The organism is Nocardia sp. NPDC051756, assembly GCF_040681495.1.
Classification (GTDB): Bacteria; Actinomycetota; Actinomycetes; order Mycobacteriales; family Mycobacteriaceae; genus Nocardia.
The window spans coordinates 455,402-471,578 of record NZ_JBFAYV010000003.1; the positions used below are offsets into that span (position 1 = coordinate 455,402).

A 16,177-nucleotide genomic window follows, 5' to 3' on the forward strand; every position below is an offset into this window, starting at 1 on the left:
TGCTCGTTGTGCGGTACTGTCGCCCTCACGCTAACGGGAGCATAGAACCATTAGCGCGGGCAGTGGAGAGGACAGAACGATGCAGAACACCTTGCGGGTCCGGATCGCCGCGACCGCCGTCGCCGCCGTTGCCGTGCTCGGCGGAATCGCCATCGGCACCGCCGCCGAGACCGAGGCGGCATGGGACACCGGCTGGATGGCCGCCCCGCAGTTGCCCAGCGTCGGCTTCGAACCGAACTGGGCCCAGGACGGCTTCGGCGACCAGACGGTCCGACAGGTAGTCAAGGTGACCGATGGCGGCAGCGCGGCCAGGATCACCCTGTCCAACCTGTTCGGCACCGCGCCGCTGCGGGTGGATCACGTCACCATCGCCCGCGCCGCCGCCGGTGCCGCCGTGGACTCGAAGTCGTTGCGGGAGTTGACCTTCGACGGCAAAGCAGCGGCGGAAATTCCGGTTGGCCAAACGCTGACCAGCGATGCCGCCGACCTGAACCTCGCGTCGATGGATTCGGCCAGCGTCACCATGTACCTCGCCGACCGGACCGGTCCGGCCACCTTCCATTCGCAGGCCTACGCGAGCAGCTACCGCGCCGCGGGCAACCACGCCGCCGACCCGGCCGCCGAGGCGTTCACCGAGACCACCCACTCCTGGTACTACCTGACCGACGTCCAGGTGTCCGGCGATGACGCGGACGAGGGCGGCACCGTCGTCACGGTCGGCGACTCGATCACCGACGGCTACGGATCCACCTACGACACCAACACCCGCTACCCGGACCGGCTCGCGCAGCGGCTGGTCGAGGCGGGAACACCGCGTCCGGTCTTGAACGCAGGCATCGGCGGCAACCTGATCCTCAACGATTCGCCCTGGTTCGGCGCCGCGACGGTGCGGCGATTCGAACGCGACGTGCTCGCAAAGCCGGACGTCACCAGCGTGCTCGTCCTCGGCGGTCTCAACGACTTCGGCTTCTCCGAGGTCGACCTGCCCACCTACAAGCCGAACCCGAATATCTCGGTGGCCCAACTGATCGACGGTCATCGTCAGCTCATCGCCGCCGCGCATCGGGCGGGCGTCCGGATCACCGGCGCCACCCTGCTGCCGATGAAGGGCGCCGAGTACTACACCGACGCCTCGGCGGCGAAGATCCGCGAGTTCAACCAGTGGATGCGGACCAGCGGCGAATACGACGCCGTGGTCGATTTCCACGCGGCCGTTCGCGACCCGGCCGACCCCGAAAACCTCAACCCCGCCTTCGATTCCGGCGACCACAAGCACCCCAACGCCGCGGGCTACCGGGCGATGGCCGACGCGATCGACCTGGCGGCCCTCTGACCGCATCCCTACCGGATTCGATACGCCCGGAGGAAAGTTCGCACGCCCTCGACGATGAGCGGCCGAACGCGGCTGTCCTCGGGGTGGGACCGGAATGCGAGCGAAACGTGCCACACGCCAGCGGCAGGTAGGTCATAGGCGCGAATCAGTGTCGTAGGCGGGCGGCGAGGACGTCCGCCGACTCGAAGAGGCAACAACGCGGACACCGAGGTTGTTTCATAGGTGGTCCCCGTTTCAACGCCGAGCGCCGGGTCTCAGGTCGACGCCCTCGAAGCATCCGGCGTGCACCGTCTGTTCCAGGAACAGATCAGCACCCGGGTCCGGGAACGCCCCGAGATGAAGGCCGCCCTGGCGGCGGCCCGCGAGTACCGCTCGCTGGGAGCGAAGGTCACCCTCGTGGTACACGAGATGAAGCGCCTGGGCCGCGGCGCCCTGGAACTGCTGAAGGTCGCCGAAGAACTGCGGGACGCCGAGATTGAGCTGGAGTTCCTCACCGGCCCCCTCGCCGGGAAGCACGACCCGGCCGGCCATGGGGCCGCCTTGTTCGCTTTCTTCGCCGCCATGGCCGAGTCCGAACGCGACTACATCCGCGACAAGACCCTCGAAGGCCAGGAGACCGCCCGCACGAAGGGCAAGGTGATCGGCGGCGTCAAGGTCTCCGACGAGGACATGCTCGCCACCGCCCTGCGCCTGCGCGACGACGAACGCCTCTCGCTGCGCGAGATCGCCTCCCACCTCGTCATCCGCACTGGCAAGAAGCGCGGTCAACACCCCTCGTAGTCGGGGAGGGTGAGGGCGGAGTACGCGGCGCGCGGCGGGTCGGAGGGGAGGGCGGACAGCGAGCGCAGGGCGTCGTTGCGCTGCTGGAGGGACTCCTCGGTGGCGGGGAAAAGCTCCGTGTCGCCCCCGTTGGCCATCTCCTGGTTGAGGGTCACGAACGGCCTCAGCACCCTGTCATAAGCGTCGAACGCCTCCGCGTGGTCGGCATGCGCGGCCAGCTCGCCGGCCAGCACATAGGCCCCGACCAGTGCGAGACTGGTGCCCTGTCCCGTCAGGAAGGACGGCGCGTAGGCGGCGTCACCGACCAGCGCGACCCGGCCCAGGGACCAGTTTGTCATCCGTATCTGGCTGACGGCGTCGAAGAACAGGTCCTCGGCGGCGCGCATCTCGGCGACCATCCGGGGAATTTCCCAACTTTCGTCCGGGAAGGTGGCGGCGACCAGTTCGCGCTGCGCGTCGGGGTTGCGGAAGGCGTCGAAGGGCTGGTCGGAGCGCCTGAAGGAGAGCAGCCCGAACACGTTTCGGCCGGAGCCTGCGGCATACAGGGCGGCGCGCCGGCCCGGGGTGTTCCACAGCACGCCCTCGTGGGAGAGCCCGAGGTGGTTGGGCAGGGTGAAGCCTGCAAAGCAGGCACCGAGGTAGTGGTGGAAGCGCTCCTCGGGGCCGAGGATCAGACGGCGGGTGTTCGAGTGGAGTCCGTCGGCCCCGATGACGACATCGAAGGTGCGGCGGGCGCCGCTGCGGAAGGCCACCTCGATGCCGTCGGAGCGGTCGTCGAGCGAGGCGATGGAGTCGTTGAACATGAACGCGACGGAGTCGCGGACCGCGTCGTAGAGAATCTCGGTCAGGTCGCCGCGTTGCACCTCGAGGTCGCCGTCAGCGCCGATGCCCAAGTTCGCGGCGCGCAGTGCTGCGATGGTGCTGCCGTCGGCGCCCACGAAGGTGATGCACTGGGTGTTGACGTGGGCCTTCTGCAGTTGGGGCAGGACGTTCATGCGCCGTACCACCTCCAGGGCGGTACCGCGGATGTCGATGGGGTAGCCGCCACCGCGCACGGTGCCCGCCATCTCGACGACGGTGACGTCGAAGCCGTGGCGGTGCAGCCAGTAGGCGATCGCCGGGCCGGCGATGCTGGCGCCGGAGACGAGGACGGAGCGGTTGCGGGGGTGGCGATGTGTCTCGTTCATGGTTGCTCCTTCCTGGCCGCGCCGCGTCAATGCGCGGGGCAGCCAGATGTCAGACTCGGGTTTCTTGTTTTTGGGGTGCGGTGGGGCGCTGTGCGGAACGGCACTTGAAGGTGCTCAGTGGGTCTCCGCACGCCACAGGTAGGCGGGCCTCGCGGAGTATTGCTCCGCGAGGATCGGGGCATGGGGCATTCCTCGAGGTGGTGGAAGTGACGCTAGGACAGGGCCCGTCAGCTTTCGGGGCTCGTTCTCGTGTCCGCGCGCACTAGAGTCCCTGCCTGCCGTCGGCCCAGTACGGCCTCGTGGTGATGGCCGGCGAGGCATGCTCTGGCCCTCGATGAGCGCATGCCGCTGGCGCTGGATGGACTGAGCGTGGCCCAGCAGCACCGCGCCGTCGAGATCCGTGAATTCTCCTTCGCCGATGGCGTGTTCGAGCCAGGTCTGCAGTGCGTCGCCCGGCGCTTCGGCGGTGGGCAGGAAGTGGTATCGGGGCCAGCGGTCTGCGAGGGGCGCCGCCGCTGTCGAGGTCATGCGATGACACTACACCGTGCAGTGTAGTAAGTAAACTGCACGGTGTAGAGTGGTATCGTGGCTGGTCATGAACACTGGCGGTACGGAGAAGACCGTGCGCGAAGGATCCTTGGAGAAGCGGACGGCGATTCTCGCCGCCGCACGCGACCTGTTCGTACATCAGGGAGTGGACCGCGTCAGCATGGACGCCATCGCGGCCCGGGCCGCGGTCTCGAAGCGCACCGTATACGACTACTTCGGCGACAAGCGGCGCCTCTTCCTCGCCATCCTCTCCGACGCCTCCGAGTCGATGTCGGCCACAGCATGCCGGGCGCTCGACGAACACCTCCCCATGGACGCCCGGATCACGACTGCGCCGCAGCTGGAGAAGGCGCTGACCGCTTTGGCTGTCGACCTCGGCACGTCGATCGTCGGATCCGCCGACTACACCGCCGCATTCGCCCTCGTCGCCCAGGAGCGCCTGCGGACGCCGATGACCAAGGACGACATCGCGACGGCCGCGGTGGAGGAAGCGCTCGCGGAACGCATCGCGCACTTCGCCGAGGCAGGGCTCCTGGATACGGACAACCCGCGTCTGGCCGCCGACCACTTCGGTGCCCTGACCCTCTTGTTGGCCTACGAACGTCACCCGGTCCCCGCCAACGCCGACCTGGGTCAGGTCCGCCAGACCATGATCGACGGGGTCCACGCATTCATCCGCGCGTACACCACGCGTTGAGAACGGCAGGATCCGGTAATCGATCGGCTCCCGTGCGGGGACTGGACCGAAAGCGATCCCACGCCGGGATCGAACAGGTCGGCGATCAGCGGCGACGTGTGCAGGCCGTTAAAGTCATGACCCAGTGTGGGGTTACACGAGGGGGTTTGTATGGGGCGCTCCGAAAGGTTGATCGGCCCGATGTCGCTGGTGTGGGCGTTGGGGGTCGCGGTCGCGGCGGTGGTTTTCCTGTCGGGCATGCTGAACCTCGGTATGGCGGTAGCGCGGTGGACCGGGTGGCAGGCCGCCATGGCGCTGTTTCTGCCGGTAAGCCTGCTGGCGGGAATAGGTGGGTGGATGCTCGTGCTGGCCGCCGCGTGGCGGGTGCGCCGGAATTACCTGCGGCGGAACGGGACCGCGATTACCGCGGTGGTGGCCGAGTCGGAGCTGCGGCGCAAGCATGGTCGCGCGATATTCAACTTCGATCTGTGGCAGGTGCAGGTCGAGGCGCAGTTCCCACATCCGGATTCGGGTGCGGAGGCGCGCGTACAAAAGAAGTTTCTCTACCCGCAATACCGTGAGATCAAAGCGCGTGCGTTGGCTGAGCGGTTGAGTGCCGGGTCTTCGGTTCCCGTTGTGGTGCGCAAGAATTCGGCATTGTTCGACATTCCCAAACGGCCCATCTGGATCGATATCTGGTGAGCCATCGGGCCGGTGCCGATACTCCGCGTGCGGGGAGCATCGACACCGGCCCGAATTACCTTGCTTTACAAGTACTTCGGGATCGGCTGCCCGGTGCCGGTGGCGATCAGCTGCGGCAGGCTCGTCTCGATGAAGAAGGCCCAGCCCCGCGAACAGTCCTCGAAGCATTCGGATTTCGCGGCGGTCAGGCCCCGATGGGTGAAGTGGAGGGTGGTCCCCTCCGGTGTGGCACTGATGTCGAAGATGACGTCGGTGTCGGACCATTCGTGCTGATCATCGACGGAGGTGAGGTACGAATCCACGGCGTGCCAGACCACCCGCTCGCCGGGCACGACCTCGGTGAGCTGGAATCGGGCGAATCGAATACCCTTCTTCTCCTTGGCCGTTTCGCCCGCGTACTTGCAGTCGTCGGTGAAGACGAACTCGTCGTGCCGGGCGGCGGTGTCGCCGATGAGGTTCCCGCTCCACCAGTCACGCACGTTGGTGACGGCGGTGAAGACCTCGTCGGGGGTGTGGTCGGTCGTGAACGTGGCGGTCAAGTGATCGTTGTTCGGCATCTGTCTTGCCTCTCTCTCGGTGGTGTTGCCCCACCGACGAACGAGGCCGCGCGACATCGACAACGAGCCGAAACTTTTTCAGAGTCCGCGAAGACGCCCGGTCAGATAGCGACGTTCGGCGTCGGTCGGCGCCAGTACCAGCGCTTCTTCGTAGGCCGCCGCGGCTTCGGCCAACCGGCCATCCCGGCGGAGCAAGTCAGCCCGAGTCGCGGGCAGCAGGTAGTACCCCGCGAGCCGCCCGGACTCGGCCAGTTCATCGACCCGCGCCAGACCGGCCGGGATCCCGTCGGCCATGGCAATCGCCACGGCACGGTTGAGCTCGACCACCGGCGAGGGCGCCAACCGTGCGAGCTCCCCATACAAGATCGCGATCTGCGGCCAGTCCGTCGCCGCCGCATCAGCCGCGGTGGCGTGACAGGCGGCGATCGCGGCCTGCACCTGATAAGGCCCGGCGCGCCGCATGGCCAGCGCTTCTTCGAGCGTCGCCACCCCTTCGGCGATCAGCGCACCATCCCACCGCGAACGGTCCTGGTCTTCCAACGGGACCAGCACACCATCCTCGATCCGATTCGCCCGCCGGGCTTCGAGCAGCAGCATCAACGCCAACAGCCCACGCGGTTCCGGTTCAGCCGGCATCAACCGAATCAGCACCCGCGCCAGCCGAATTCCCTCAGCGGTCAGCGCCCGATGCCCGTCCGCCTCGTCATAGCCCTCGTTGCAGATCAGATAGAGCACAGCGAGCACCGCCGACAACCGTTTCGGCAACTGATCCGCAGGCGGCACACGATACGGAATGCCCGCCTCGACGATCTTGCGCTTGGCCCGCACCAGCCGTTGCGCCATCGTGGACTCGGCGGTCAGGAACGCTTTGGCGATCTCGGCGGTACTCAGACCCGCCAACGTGCGCAACGTGAGGGCGACCCGCGCCGGGAACGGCAGCGCCGGATGACAGCAGGTGAAGATCAGCCGCAACCGGTCGTCCGGAATCTCTTCCGTCGCAGCATCTTCCACCGTCCGAGCCAGCACCGCGAGTTGGCGCAGCTTCGCCGCTCCGGCAGTATCGCGACGCAGTCGATCGGTGGCCCGGTTCCGCGCCGCTGTCGTGAGCCAGGCCCCCGGACGACTCGGCACCCCATCGCGCGACCAGGTCGCCAACGCCGCGGCGAACGCGTCCTGCGCGCAGTCCTCGGCCAGATCCCAATCCCCGGTCTGCCCGATCAGGGTCGCGACCACCTGTCCCCACTCGTCCCGATACGCGGCCTCGACCGCGGCCCGAACCGGGTCGGCAGCGGTCATTCCCACACGGGACGGACTTCGATGCACCCTCGGCGCGCATACGGATGGGCCGCCGCGATCTCGAGCGCCGCATCCAGATCGGCACATTCGATGATGTCGATCCCGCCGATGAAGTCCTTTGTCTCGGCAAAGGGGCCATCGGCGACCAACGTCTCACCGTCCCGGACCCTGACGGTCGTCGCGTCCGCCGCCGGCCGTAGCCGCGCCCCACCGAGTTTGGCTCCTCGCCGATTGAGTTCTACCCCCAGGCCTGGAACTCCGGATCCGCCGCGATTTCCGCATTGGTCGGGGAGATTGTCTCGTCGTCGCAGATCAGCAGGACGTACTTCATGCGCCCAATATGCCCGAGCGGACGACTCCGATCAACGGGGGTACACGCCGAGCAGGCTTCACCGAGGCGTGCGACGGAAGGCTTCGCGCGCGCTCGAACGCAAGCCCGATCACGAAACCATCTGCGTCCCTGACAGATTTGCCGCCGCGCGCGGGACACGCGGTAGCGCGGACCGCTATCGCACGATCCGCCCAACGACGGCGTGCGTCCAGTTACCCTGAGGTGATGCGATTCCGGTTTCGTCGTTATGCCTCGACCGTTCTCGCCGCCGCCGCGTCGACGATGTTGCTATGCACGCAGTCGTCCGCGGCCCCGATGATCCGGCCGGTCGCCGCCGCGGCGCCGCTGGATTCGGGATTCCTATGGGGTGTCGCGGCTTCCGGATTCCAGTCCGAAGGCCATGCGCCCGACAGCAATTGGACCAGATATATCGCCGCGCGGCCCGACTACGACGCATTACAGGATTCAGTCGACTTCTACGGCCGCTACGCGTCCGATATCGATCTGGCCGCTTCGCTCGGCGTGCGGGTGTTCCGGATCGGGATCGAATGGGCTCGGCTGCAACCCGCGCCGGGCGTGTGGGACGAGGGTGCGTTCCGTTTCTACGACGCCGTCATCGGGGATATCCAGCGGGCCGGGATGCGGCCGATGATCACCCTGGACCACTGGGTGTACCCCGGCTGGGCCGTCGACCGCGGCGGCTGGCGCAATCCCGGCATGGTCGGCGACTGGCTGGCAAACATGCGAGCGGTGGTCGATCGCTACGCGTCCCGTAATCCGTTGTGGGTCACGGTGAACGAGCCGGTCGCCTATATCTCGCAAGAGGTCGGCAGAGGTGGCGCCGATCCGGGTCCGATGCTGGATCGAGTCGCGCAGGCGCACAACGAGATCCATGACTACATCCACCAAATACAGCCCGGTGCAATGGTTACCAGCAATGTCGGCTACGTCGCGGGCGTCGAGGCGGAGGTCAACGGGGGATTCATCGACCGGGTCGCGGCCCGGCTCGACTACGTCGGCATCGACTACTACTTCGGATACGACCCGGCGCAGTCGCTGCTCAGCGCCATCACCAGGGCCACCGGCTCCGCGATGCCGAACCTGCCCGGCATGAACATCTGGGACCTGCCCGTGCGCACCGAGGGCATCTACTATGCGCTGCAATATTATTCGCGCCGCCTGCCGGGCAAGCCGCTCTACATCGTGGAGAACGGCATGCCCACCGACAACGGCCGCCCCCGCGCGGACGGCTACTCCCGCAGCGATCACCTGCGTGACACCGTCTACTGGATCCAGCGGGCGAAGGCCGACGGCATGAACGTCATCGGCTACAACTACTGGAGCCTCACCGACAACTACGAATGGGGCAGCTACACGCCACGATTCGGCCTCTACACCGTCGACGTGCGCACCGACCCCGGACTGACCCGCCGCCCCACCGACGCGGTCGGCACCTACACCCAGCTCGTGAACGCGGGCGGCGTCCCCGACGACTACCGGCCCACCCGCGCCCCCTCCTTCTGCGTCCTGGTCGACCCACCCGCCAGCTGCCTGAACCCGGTCGGCGTCCCGTAGGCGCGCGCTTCCAGGCTTGACCAGGGCGGGTGGCTGCGGCCCATGCGCATGGTCGAACATGGGGTCATGTCGCTCAGCACGCAAGAAGCCGATCTATTCGAGAGCTATCGGGGCCGCCTGGAGGCGATCGCCTACCGGCTGCTCGGATCGGCCGGCGATGCCGAGGACGCGGTGCAGGAGACGTTCCTGCGTTGGCACGCGGCGGACCGGACGCTGATCGAGACGCCGGCAGCCTGGCTGACCAAGGTGCTCACCAACCTCTGCCTCAACCAACTCACCTCCGCCCGGGCCCGGCGCGAGACCTATGTCGGGCAGTGGCTCCCGGAGCCCGTGCTGGCCGGCGACCCGATGCTCGGCCCGGCCGAGACCGCCGAGCAGCGCGACTCGGTCTCTTTCGCGATGCTGACGCTGATGGAACGGCTGTCGCCCAACGAGCGGGCGGTGTACGTGCTGCGCGAGGCGTTCGGGTACGCGCATCGGGAGATCGCGGAGATCCTCGATCTCACCGAGTCCAACTGCCAGCAGATCTACCGGCGGGCCAAGCAGCACGTCAGCACCGGCGAGGCCCGCACCGAGGTCGACGCGGCCACCGCGCGTGAGATCGTCGAGCAGTTCCTGGCCGCGGCGCTCAGCGGCGAGACCGAGCCGCTGATCCGGCTGCTCACCGACGGCGCGGTCAGCGTCGCCGACGGCGGCGGGCGGATTCCGGCCCGCAAGATCCCGGTGGTCGGCGCGTTCGACATCGCGCGGTACGTGCGGAACCTGTTCCGGCCGACCGATGCCCGGCGCGCCTTCGTCGGCGGCGAGGTGGTCTTCTACGCCGACGTCGTCAACGGTGTGCCCGCCGTGCTGGTCGTGGTGGGCGAGCGGATCTACGGCATCTTCGCCCTCGACCCCAGCGCCGACGGTGTCGCGGCGATCCGCATCCAGGTCAACCCCGACAAGCTGCAACGCATCACGCGGCAGTGGGCGGCCGCCGGACCGCATCGACCGCTCGAACTGGCGTGGTGACCCACATCACGTAGGGGCCGTGTCAGGGATCGCGCGGCTGCTCGGTTCAGGAGGTGAGTGCAACCAGATAGGAGCTCACCATGAAGCATCGCATCGTCGTCCTCGGAGCCGGATACGCCGGCGGCATCGCCGCCGGACGCCTGGCCAAGCGGCTGCACCGCGACGACGTCGAGATCACCCTGGTCAACGCCGATCCCGAGTTCGTCGAACGGGTCCGCATGCACCAGCTGGCCAGCGGGCAGGAGTTGCCGCAGCGGGCGCTGCGCGACGTCTTCGCGGGGACCGGTGTGCAGGTCCGGGTGGCCCGGGTCATCGCGGTCGACGTCGAACGCAAGCTCGTGGATCTGCTCGGCGAACACGAGGCCGAGACCTTGGGCTACGACACCCTGGTGTACGCCCTGGGCAGCACGGTTGCCGACTACGGCGTCCCCGGTGTCGCCGAGTTCGCCTACAACGTCGCGGGCAAGCAGGCCGCGCTGCGGTTGCGAACTCGGCTGAGCGAGTTGGCATCCGGTGCGCAAGGACTGATCGTCGGCGGCGGCCTGACCGGCATCGAAGCGGCCACCGAAATCGCCGAGGCCCGCCCGGACCTCGCGGTGACGATTGCCGCCCGCGGTGGCGTCGGCGACTGGCTCCACGAGAAGGCTCAGCGCCACCTGCGCAAGGCGTTCGACCGGCTCGGCATCACGGTTCACGAAGGCGCCGAGATCACCCGCGTCGAAGCGGACGGCGTGGTCACCCCGGCCGGCCGGATTCCTGCCCAAATGACCGTCTGGACAGCAGGTTTCATGGTGCATCCGATCGCTGCCGCCAGCACCCTCGAGGTCTCCGGCACCGGGCGCATCGTCGTCGACGCCACCCTGCGCTCGGTCTCCCACCCCGACGTGTACGCCATCGGCGACGCCGCATTCATCGCCGGTGTAGGCGGCAAAGAACTCCGAATGGGTTGCGCCACTGCGTCTCCCATGGCCTGGCAGGGCGCAGACGCCCTCGCCGCGCGCCTGACCGGCCGCAAGGTCCCCGAAACCCCCATCGGCTACGCCGCGCAGTGCATCAGCCTCGGCCGCCGCGACGCCATCTTCCAGAAGGTGACCGCAGCAGACCAACCCACCACCACCGTAATCACCGGCCGAACCGGCGCCCGCATCAAGGAATTCATCTGCGCGGGCGCCACCTGGAGCGTCCTCCACCCCACCATGCTGCTCCCCACCCGCCGCCACCACCTCACCACCCATGCCGTGAACACCACCTCGAGATAGGACGACCGGCCGACACGCGTCGGCCGGTGTCGGGTGAGGCTTACTGGGGTGGGGGGAGGTGGGCGATCTGGATTAGTTGTGGGGGGTGGGTGCGGGTTAGGAGGGTGCCTCGGCCTGGGGGGAGGGGGGTGGCTCGGAGGGTGGGGGTGAAGGGTTTGCCTTCTTCGGCGGGGGCGCTCATGAGGAGGGTGGTGGCGGAGATTTCGTGGAGGCGGCCGAGGAGGGTGCCGTGGAGGGCTCGGGTCAGGTTGGTTGCTCGGCGGGCGATGATGAGGTGCAGGCCGATGTCGTGGGCGGTGGGGAGGAATTCGAGGAGGGGTTCGAGGGGGTCGTCGCCGTCGGTGACGATGAGGTCGTGGTCGTCTACCACGACATAAAGTTCGGGGCCGGTCCACCAGGTGCGGTCGCGCAGTTGGGTGGGGCCGACCTCGGGGCCGGGGATTCGGGTGGTGAGGGTGCGGCACAGGTGGTCGACGGCGTCGGGCACGGTTGCCGCGGACGCGCAGTAGGCGGTCAGGTGAGTCGGGTCGACGGCGTTCAGCAGGGTGCGGCGGTAGTCGATGAGCAGGATTACGGCCTGGTCGGGGGTGGAGTTCTCGGTGATGCCGAGCAGGATGTTGTGCAGCAGTGTGGTTTTGCCGCAGCCCTGGTCGGCGAAGGCCATCAGATGGGGCTGGGCGTCGAAATCCAGGATCAGGGGCGACAATTCGTTCTCGCCGAGGCCGACGGCCAGGTGCGTCGCGTCCTGGGTGACGCCGGCGTGCAGGGCCGATCGCAGTACGTGCGCGCGGGGAATCTCCGTGGGCAGCAAGCGAACCTCCGGCGCTTGCCGCGAGCCGTAGATGGTGCGCAGCTGCTTGGCAGCCGCGGCGATACCGCTCGGCAGTTGCTTCGGATCGGTGTCGGAGTCCAGCCGCGGAAGTGCGATGAGCAGGTGCAATTTGTCGGGGGAAAGGCCGCGGCCGGGACGATCGGGGGGCACGGTTCCGGCGGCCGCGCGGTCGAGTTGAGAGTCCGCGGGGTCGCCGAGCCGCAGTTCGATGAGGGTGCCGACCATGTCGGGCAACGCGAGGCGGGTCCTGGTCCACGGCGGCAGCGTGACTACGACGTGGACGCCGTAGCGCGGTCCTTGCGTCGCGATGGTGACGATGGCCTGTTCCAGCGCCGGATAGTCCTGCTGGACGACGTCGAGCCCGTCGACGATCAGGAAGACGTCACCGTACGGATCCGCCGAGATCGGATCGGCGGCTTGCTTTTCCGTCGACAGCCGGTCCACTCGCGCCTTGCGGGAACGGAATTCGTGCATCGAGGTGAGGCCGAGTTCGCGGAATCGCTGCTCTCTGCGACCGACGAGCGCGGCCAGCTCGGCGACGGTGCGCCGCACCCGATCCGAATCACGACGCCCGGCAACCGAACCCACGTGCGGCAACTCGGCCAGGCCGGCGAGCGCGCCCCCGAGATCCAGGCAATAGAACTGCACCTGCTCGGGTGTGTGGGTAGCCGCGGCGGACACGATCAGCGTGCGCAGCGCGGTCGACTTCCCCGACCGCGGCCCGCCCACGATCGCCATATGCCCGGAACTGTCCGACAGATCGGCGCACAGCACCTCGCGGTAATGCTTGCGCGGCACATCGACGACGCCGATCGGCAGCCGCAGCAGTCCGGGCCCATCCGCCGACGGCGATGAGTTCCACTGCCGCAGCAGCATTCCCACTGTCGGCGAGTCACTCAAGGGATCGGTCCACACCTGGTGCGCGGCCGAACCGTGCCTGCCGAGCGCGACGGCCAGCGACTCCGACACCGGACGATCCACCGCCCCGGCACCGCCGTTGCCGGGCACCGACGGCCCCGGACCCGACGCGTACGCCGCCCGGAAGCGCGTCGCGGTACCGGTACCGATTCGCAGATACCCATAACCGGGGATGCGCGGCAGGTGATAGGCATCGGTCGTGCCCAGCACCAGTCGCGACTCCGTGGGCGAAAACGTCCGCAGCGCAATGCGATACGAGAGATAGCTGTCCAGCGGCCGCAACCGCCATTCGTCCGGCCGCTGGGTACCGAGCAGCAGATGCATGCCGAGCGAACGGCCGAGCCGCCCGATCCGGACCAGCACATCAACGAATGTCGAAGTCCCGGAGAGCAATTCCACGAATTCCTCGATCACGATCACCAGCACGGGCAGCGGTGGCAACACCACCCCGGCTGCGCGGGCCTGCTCGTATTCACCGATGGTGGTGTACGGCCCGCTCTCCTCGAGCTGCCGGCGCCGGCGCTCGATCTCGCCGTCGAGCACCGCTTGCAGCCGTTCGCGCAGGTAGAGATCCTGTTCCACGTCGCGAACGTGACCGGCCACGTGCCGCAGGCTGGTCAACGGCTGGAACGTCGCACCGTTCTTGAAGTCGACGAGCAGGAAGTTCACCCGATCCGGACCGTGATGCAACGCCAGCCCGAGCACGATGGTCCGCAGCAGCTCCGACTTCCCGGCGCCGATCGCACCGACCACCAGGCCGTGCGGGCCCATGCCGCCCTCGGCACCCTGTTTGAGGTCGAGCAACACCGGATCACCGGGACGCGTCGCGCCGATCGGGATGCGCAGCAGCTCCCGAATCGGCCGTTCCCGCCACCATTGCTCGATGTCGAACACCGAGAGATCATCGAGGCCGTGCAGCGCGGCGAAGTCGGCCTCGACCTCGGGCCCGGCCGATCCGGTCCCCGCCGCCGCGTGCCGCGCACGCAACCGAGCGACCAGATCCGCTGCGCCGTCGGTCAGGTCGTCCACCATCGCGGGATCCGCGGGTGGCTCTCGAATATCGGGCACCGCGATCCGGAACGGCTGTTGCTGATGCAACCCCCACCCCGGACCCTCCGGCAACCGCACCGCGAGCTCCGGATCGATATGCGAATCGCGCGGCTGATGCATGCGCAGCTCGATCTGGACGGCCAACAGCCTGCCCATCCAGTCCGGCACCTCGTTCCAATCCCGCACGGTGGCCACCACGTGCACCGCGTACTCGGGTCCGGCATCGGCGATGCGGCGCACCGTATCCGCCGCCTTGGGCAGCAGGTCGGCGAAATCGTCCCAGCGGTCCAGGACCAGGAACAGATCCGGCACCGGCCCCTCGGGCAGCGCGTCGCGGGCCGCGCGCAGACTGGTCGGTGAGTCGATATTGTGCTTGCGGTAAAGCCGTTTTCGACTGCTGATCTCGTCGAGTATGCGCTGCAACAGCGCCGCGACCTGTTCGGGCTCGTCATCGCAGACCACGTCGCCGACGTGCGGCAGCTCGCGCATCGAGCCCAGGCGATTGCTGGACTCCAGCACGTGCACGCGCGCTTCGTCCGGGGAATGGGTCAGCGCCAGCGACGCCACCAGCGTGCGCAGCAGGGTGCTCTTGCCGGAACCGGAGCGCCCGACAACGAGCAGTCCGTTGTCCGGCCCGGCGAATTCGAGCTGCACGATATCGCCGACGGTGCCGTCCGGCCGCCGCTGCCTGCCGATCGGCACGGCCAATTTGCCCGTGCCCCACCAGCTTTCCGCCCGTAGTCCGGCGTCTTCCACCTGCTCCAATCGACCGAGCAGGCTGCCGAGCAACACCCGATCGCCACCGTCACTCGCGCCTGCGGGCCGTCGTCGCGTGCGCGCGATGAAGACCTCGTCGTTCAAAAAGCCGTAATGACTGGGTGTTTGGCGATCGGTACGGCGACGCACCTCGTCGCTGACATACGTCCACAGATCGTGGGTACTGATCTCCCCGGTACCGTTGCCCGCCAACCCGGTCGTGGTGATGCCGTTGACGATCGCCGAGGTGAACATCGACAACGGCACGGAATCATCTGCCGCGGAACGAATCCCGTCCTCCGCGATCTGCACGCCGGTGCACGCGGTCATCACGCAGATCCCGTCCCCGGTGACCAGATGCTCGCCGACGCCGTCGTCGATACCGCCGACCGCCTTGATCACGTCGGTGCCGAGAAACGCTCCGCTGTAACAGCAATCGAGCAGAATGATCTTCGCCGCGGCACTCGACTCGCGGATCAATTCCTTGATGAACGCGGACGACACCGCGGAACTGCTCGGCAGACTCGGATCGGTATTGCAGGCGGCCAGATACAGATTGCGGCTGGTCCGGAACCCGTGACCGGAGTAGTAGAACAGCACGAGGTCCTCCGGTCCCGCGTTGCGGAACAGCCGCTCGATGCTGCGCTCGATCTCGGTCTTCGATTCGTTGACCAGTATTTCCGCGGGCTGGAACGCGCCGATGCTGGGGTCGTGCAACAGGTTTCGCAGCTCCCTGGCATCCGAGACCGGCGCGTAGAGCTGCGAGATCGACGTCGAGTAGAAGGTGTCGTTGGCGACGAACAGCGCGATCCGGCGTCCCCGGGGGCTAGTCATCGGCGAATAGGCTCCGCAACTGATCGACGACGCCGTCGACCTGTCCATCGGTCGGCCGGACGATGGTGATGTCGCGGTCGCCGTGGCGCACCGTGACGGATTCCGCCCGGCCCCTGGCCAGGAATCGGAGGACGATATCGCGGATTGCCCAGGCAGCGGTGCTGAGCGCACCCCCGGACACCAGCAGCTGCCCGATCTCCATCGCGGTGCCGGATTTGGTCCCGGGCGCGGCTGCCGTGGTCGCCGCCCCGACGGTGACCCCCGAGATTTCCCGTAGCTCGTCGGCCAGCTCCTCGGCCAGGCGATCGAGCCGCTGTGCGTCCTGCGAACCGGCCGTGACGATGAACAACACGTCGGCCATGGCTTGCCTCCCCGTCTCACCCCGCCGCATGGTGCGGCACAACAACATTCTAGCTAGGCGCCCGGCGCTGAACACGGCAAATGATGTGCGGTCTTGCACCTCGGAAAGAACGTCGGCTCAATTGTCGTATCGCGTTATCGTGACGGTGCGCCGAGAAAACGACGTCGATG

At 67.7% G+C, this 16,177-nt stretch carries 14 protein-coding genes; 8 read left to right on the top strand and 6 right to left on the bottom strand.

The genetic code is table 11. The annotated features are described in order from the left end of the window. Positions 1–79 precede the first annotated feature (79 nt). Both AB0M22_RS13780 and AB0M22_RS13785 read left to right on the top strand, forming a co-directional pair. Positions 80–1,333 (top strand): SGNH/GDSL hydrolase family protein, encoded by a 1,254-nt coding sequence (locus AB0M22_RS13780; protein WP_364725222.1) that lies wholly within the window; start codon positions 80–82, stop codon positions 1,331–1,333. Between the two features lie 222 nt (positions 1,334–1,555). Continuing rightward, positions 1,556–2,113, top strand: coding sequence for a recombinase family protein (locus tag AB0M22_RS13785; RefSeq protein ID WP_364725224.1), 558 nt, complete (start codon positions 1,556–1,558; stop codon positions 2,111–2,113). Here the strand turns inward: AB0M22_RS13785 and AB0M22_RS13790 are convergent. Beyond that, positions 2,098–3,300 carry an FAD-dependent monooxygenase gene (locus AB0M22_RS13790; RefSeq protein ID WP_364725227.1) on the bottom strand — a complete coding sequence of 401 codons (1,203 nt, stop codon included), beginning with the start codon at positions 3,298–3,300 and terminating at the stop codon, positions 2,098–2,100. The genes AB0M22_RS13785 and AB0M22_RS13790 overlap by 16 nt on opposite strands. A 342-nt stretch (positions 3,301–3,642) precedes the next feature. On the opposite strand from AB0M22_RS13790, the gene AB0M22_RS13795 reads away from it, so the two are divergent. The 3 genes from AB0M22_RS13795 to AB0M22_RS13805 all read left to right on the top strand — a co-directional run bounded on the left by AB0M22_RS13795 (position 3,643) and on the right by AB0M22_RS13805 (position 5,227). Further along, positions 3,643–3,855, top strand: a complete 213-nt coding sequence (locus AB0M22_RS13795) for a hypothetical protein (RefSeq protein ID WP_364725230.1) — start codon at positions 3,643–3,645, stop codon at positions 3,853–3,855. A gap of 40 nt (positions 3,856–3,895) precedes the next feature. After that, positions 3,896–4,546, top strand: coding sequence for a helix-turn-helix domain-containing protein (locus AB0M22_RS13800; RefSeq protein ID WP_357388676.1), 651 nt, complete (start codon positions 3,896–3,898; stop codon positions 4,544–4,546). 150 nt (positions 4,547–4,696) lie between these two features. After that, positions 4,697–5,227 carry a hypothetical protein gene (locus AB0M22_RS13805; RefSeq protein WP_364725235.1) on the top strand — a complete coding sequence of 177 codons (531 nt, stop codon included), beginning with the start codon at positions 4,697–4,699 and terminating at the stop codon, positions 5,225–5,227. A gap of 65 nt (positions 5,228–5,292) precedes the next feature. Here AB0M22_RS13805 and AB0M22_RS13810 read toward each other — a convergent pair whose 3' ends face one another. From AB0M22_RS13810 to AB0M22_RS13820, 3 genes are all read right to left on the bottom strand, one after another. Further along, entirely contained in the window at positions 5,293–5,784 is a 492-nt protein-coding gene (locus AB0M22_RS13810; RefSeq protein WP_364725237.1) for an SRPBCC domain-containing protein, read from the bottom strand. Positions 5,785–5,862: 78 nt separating this feature from the next. Next, positions 5,863–7,080, bottom strand: a complete 1,218-nt coding sequence (locus AB0M22_RS13815) for a sigma-70 family RNA polymerase sigma factor (RefSeq protein WP_364725240.1) — start codon at positions 7,078–7,080, stop codon at positions 5,863–5,865. Beyond that, positions 7,077–7,229, bottom strand: a complete 153-nt coding sequence (locus AB0M22_RS13820; protein WP_364725243.1) for a YciI family protein — start codon at positions 7,227–7,229, stop codon at positions 7,077–7,079. The genes AB0M22_RS13815 and AB0M22_RS13820 overlap by 4 nt, the downstream gene beginning before the upstream one ends. A 407-nt stretch (positions 7,230–7,636) precedes the next feature. Between AB0M22_RS13820 and AB0M22_RS13825 the strand changes: the two genes are divergently transcribed. The 3 genes from AB0M22_RS13825 (at position 7,637) to AB0M22_RS13835 (ending at position 11,256) form a co-directional block, all read left to right on the top strand. After that, positions 7,637–8,986, top strand: a complete 1,350-nt coding sequence (locus AB0M22_RS13825) for a family 1 glycosylhydrolase (protein ID WP_364725246.1) — start codon at positions 7,637–7,639, stop codon at positions 8,984–8,986. A gap of 66 nt (positions 8,987–9,052) precedes the next feature. Then, on the top strand, positions 9,053–9,997 hold the full coding sequence (sigJ, locus tag AB0M22_RS13830; protein ID WP_364725248.1) for an RNA polymerase sigma factor SigJ: 945 nt from the start codon (positions 9,053–9,055) through the stop codon (positions 9,995–9,997). Positions 9,998–10,077: 80 nt separating this feature from the next. Next, entirely contained in the window at positions 10,078–11,256 is a 1,179-nt protein-coding gene (locus AB0M22_RS13835) for an FAD-dependent oxidoreductase (protein WP_364725251.1), read from the top strand. 40 nt (positions 11,257–11,296) lie between these two features. Here the strand turns inward: AB0M22_RS13835 and eccCb are convergent, their stop codons facing one another. After that, the gene (gene eccCb / locus AB0M22_RS13840) at positions 11,297–15,646 is read right to left on the bottom strand and encodes a type VII secretion protein EccCb (RefSeq protein WP_364725254.1); all 4,350 of its coding nucleotides are present in this window, start codon (positions 15,644–15,646) and stop codon (positions 11,297–11,299) included. Then, complete coding sequence (locus tag AB0M22_RS13845; RefSeq protein ID WP_364725257.1) at positions 15,639–16,007, bottom strand: hypothetical protein; 369 nt, start codon at positions 16,005–16,007, stop codon at positions 15,639–15,641. Before AB0M22_RS13845 ends, eccCb begins: the two co-directional genes overlap by 8 nt. Positions 16,008–16,177 lie beyond the last annotated feature (170 nt).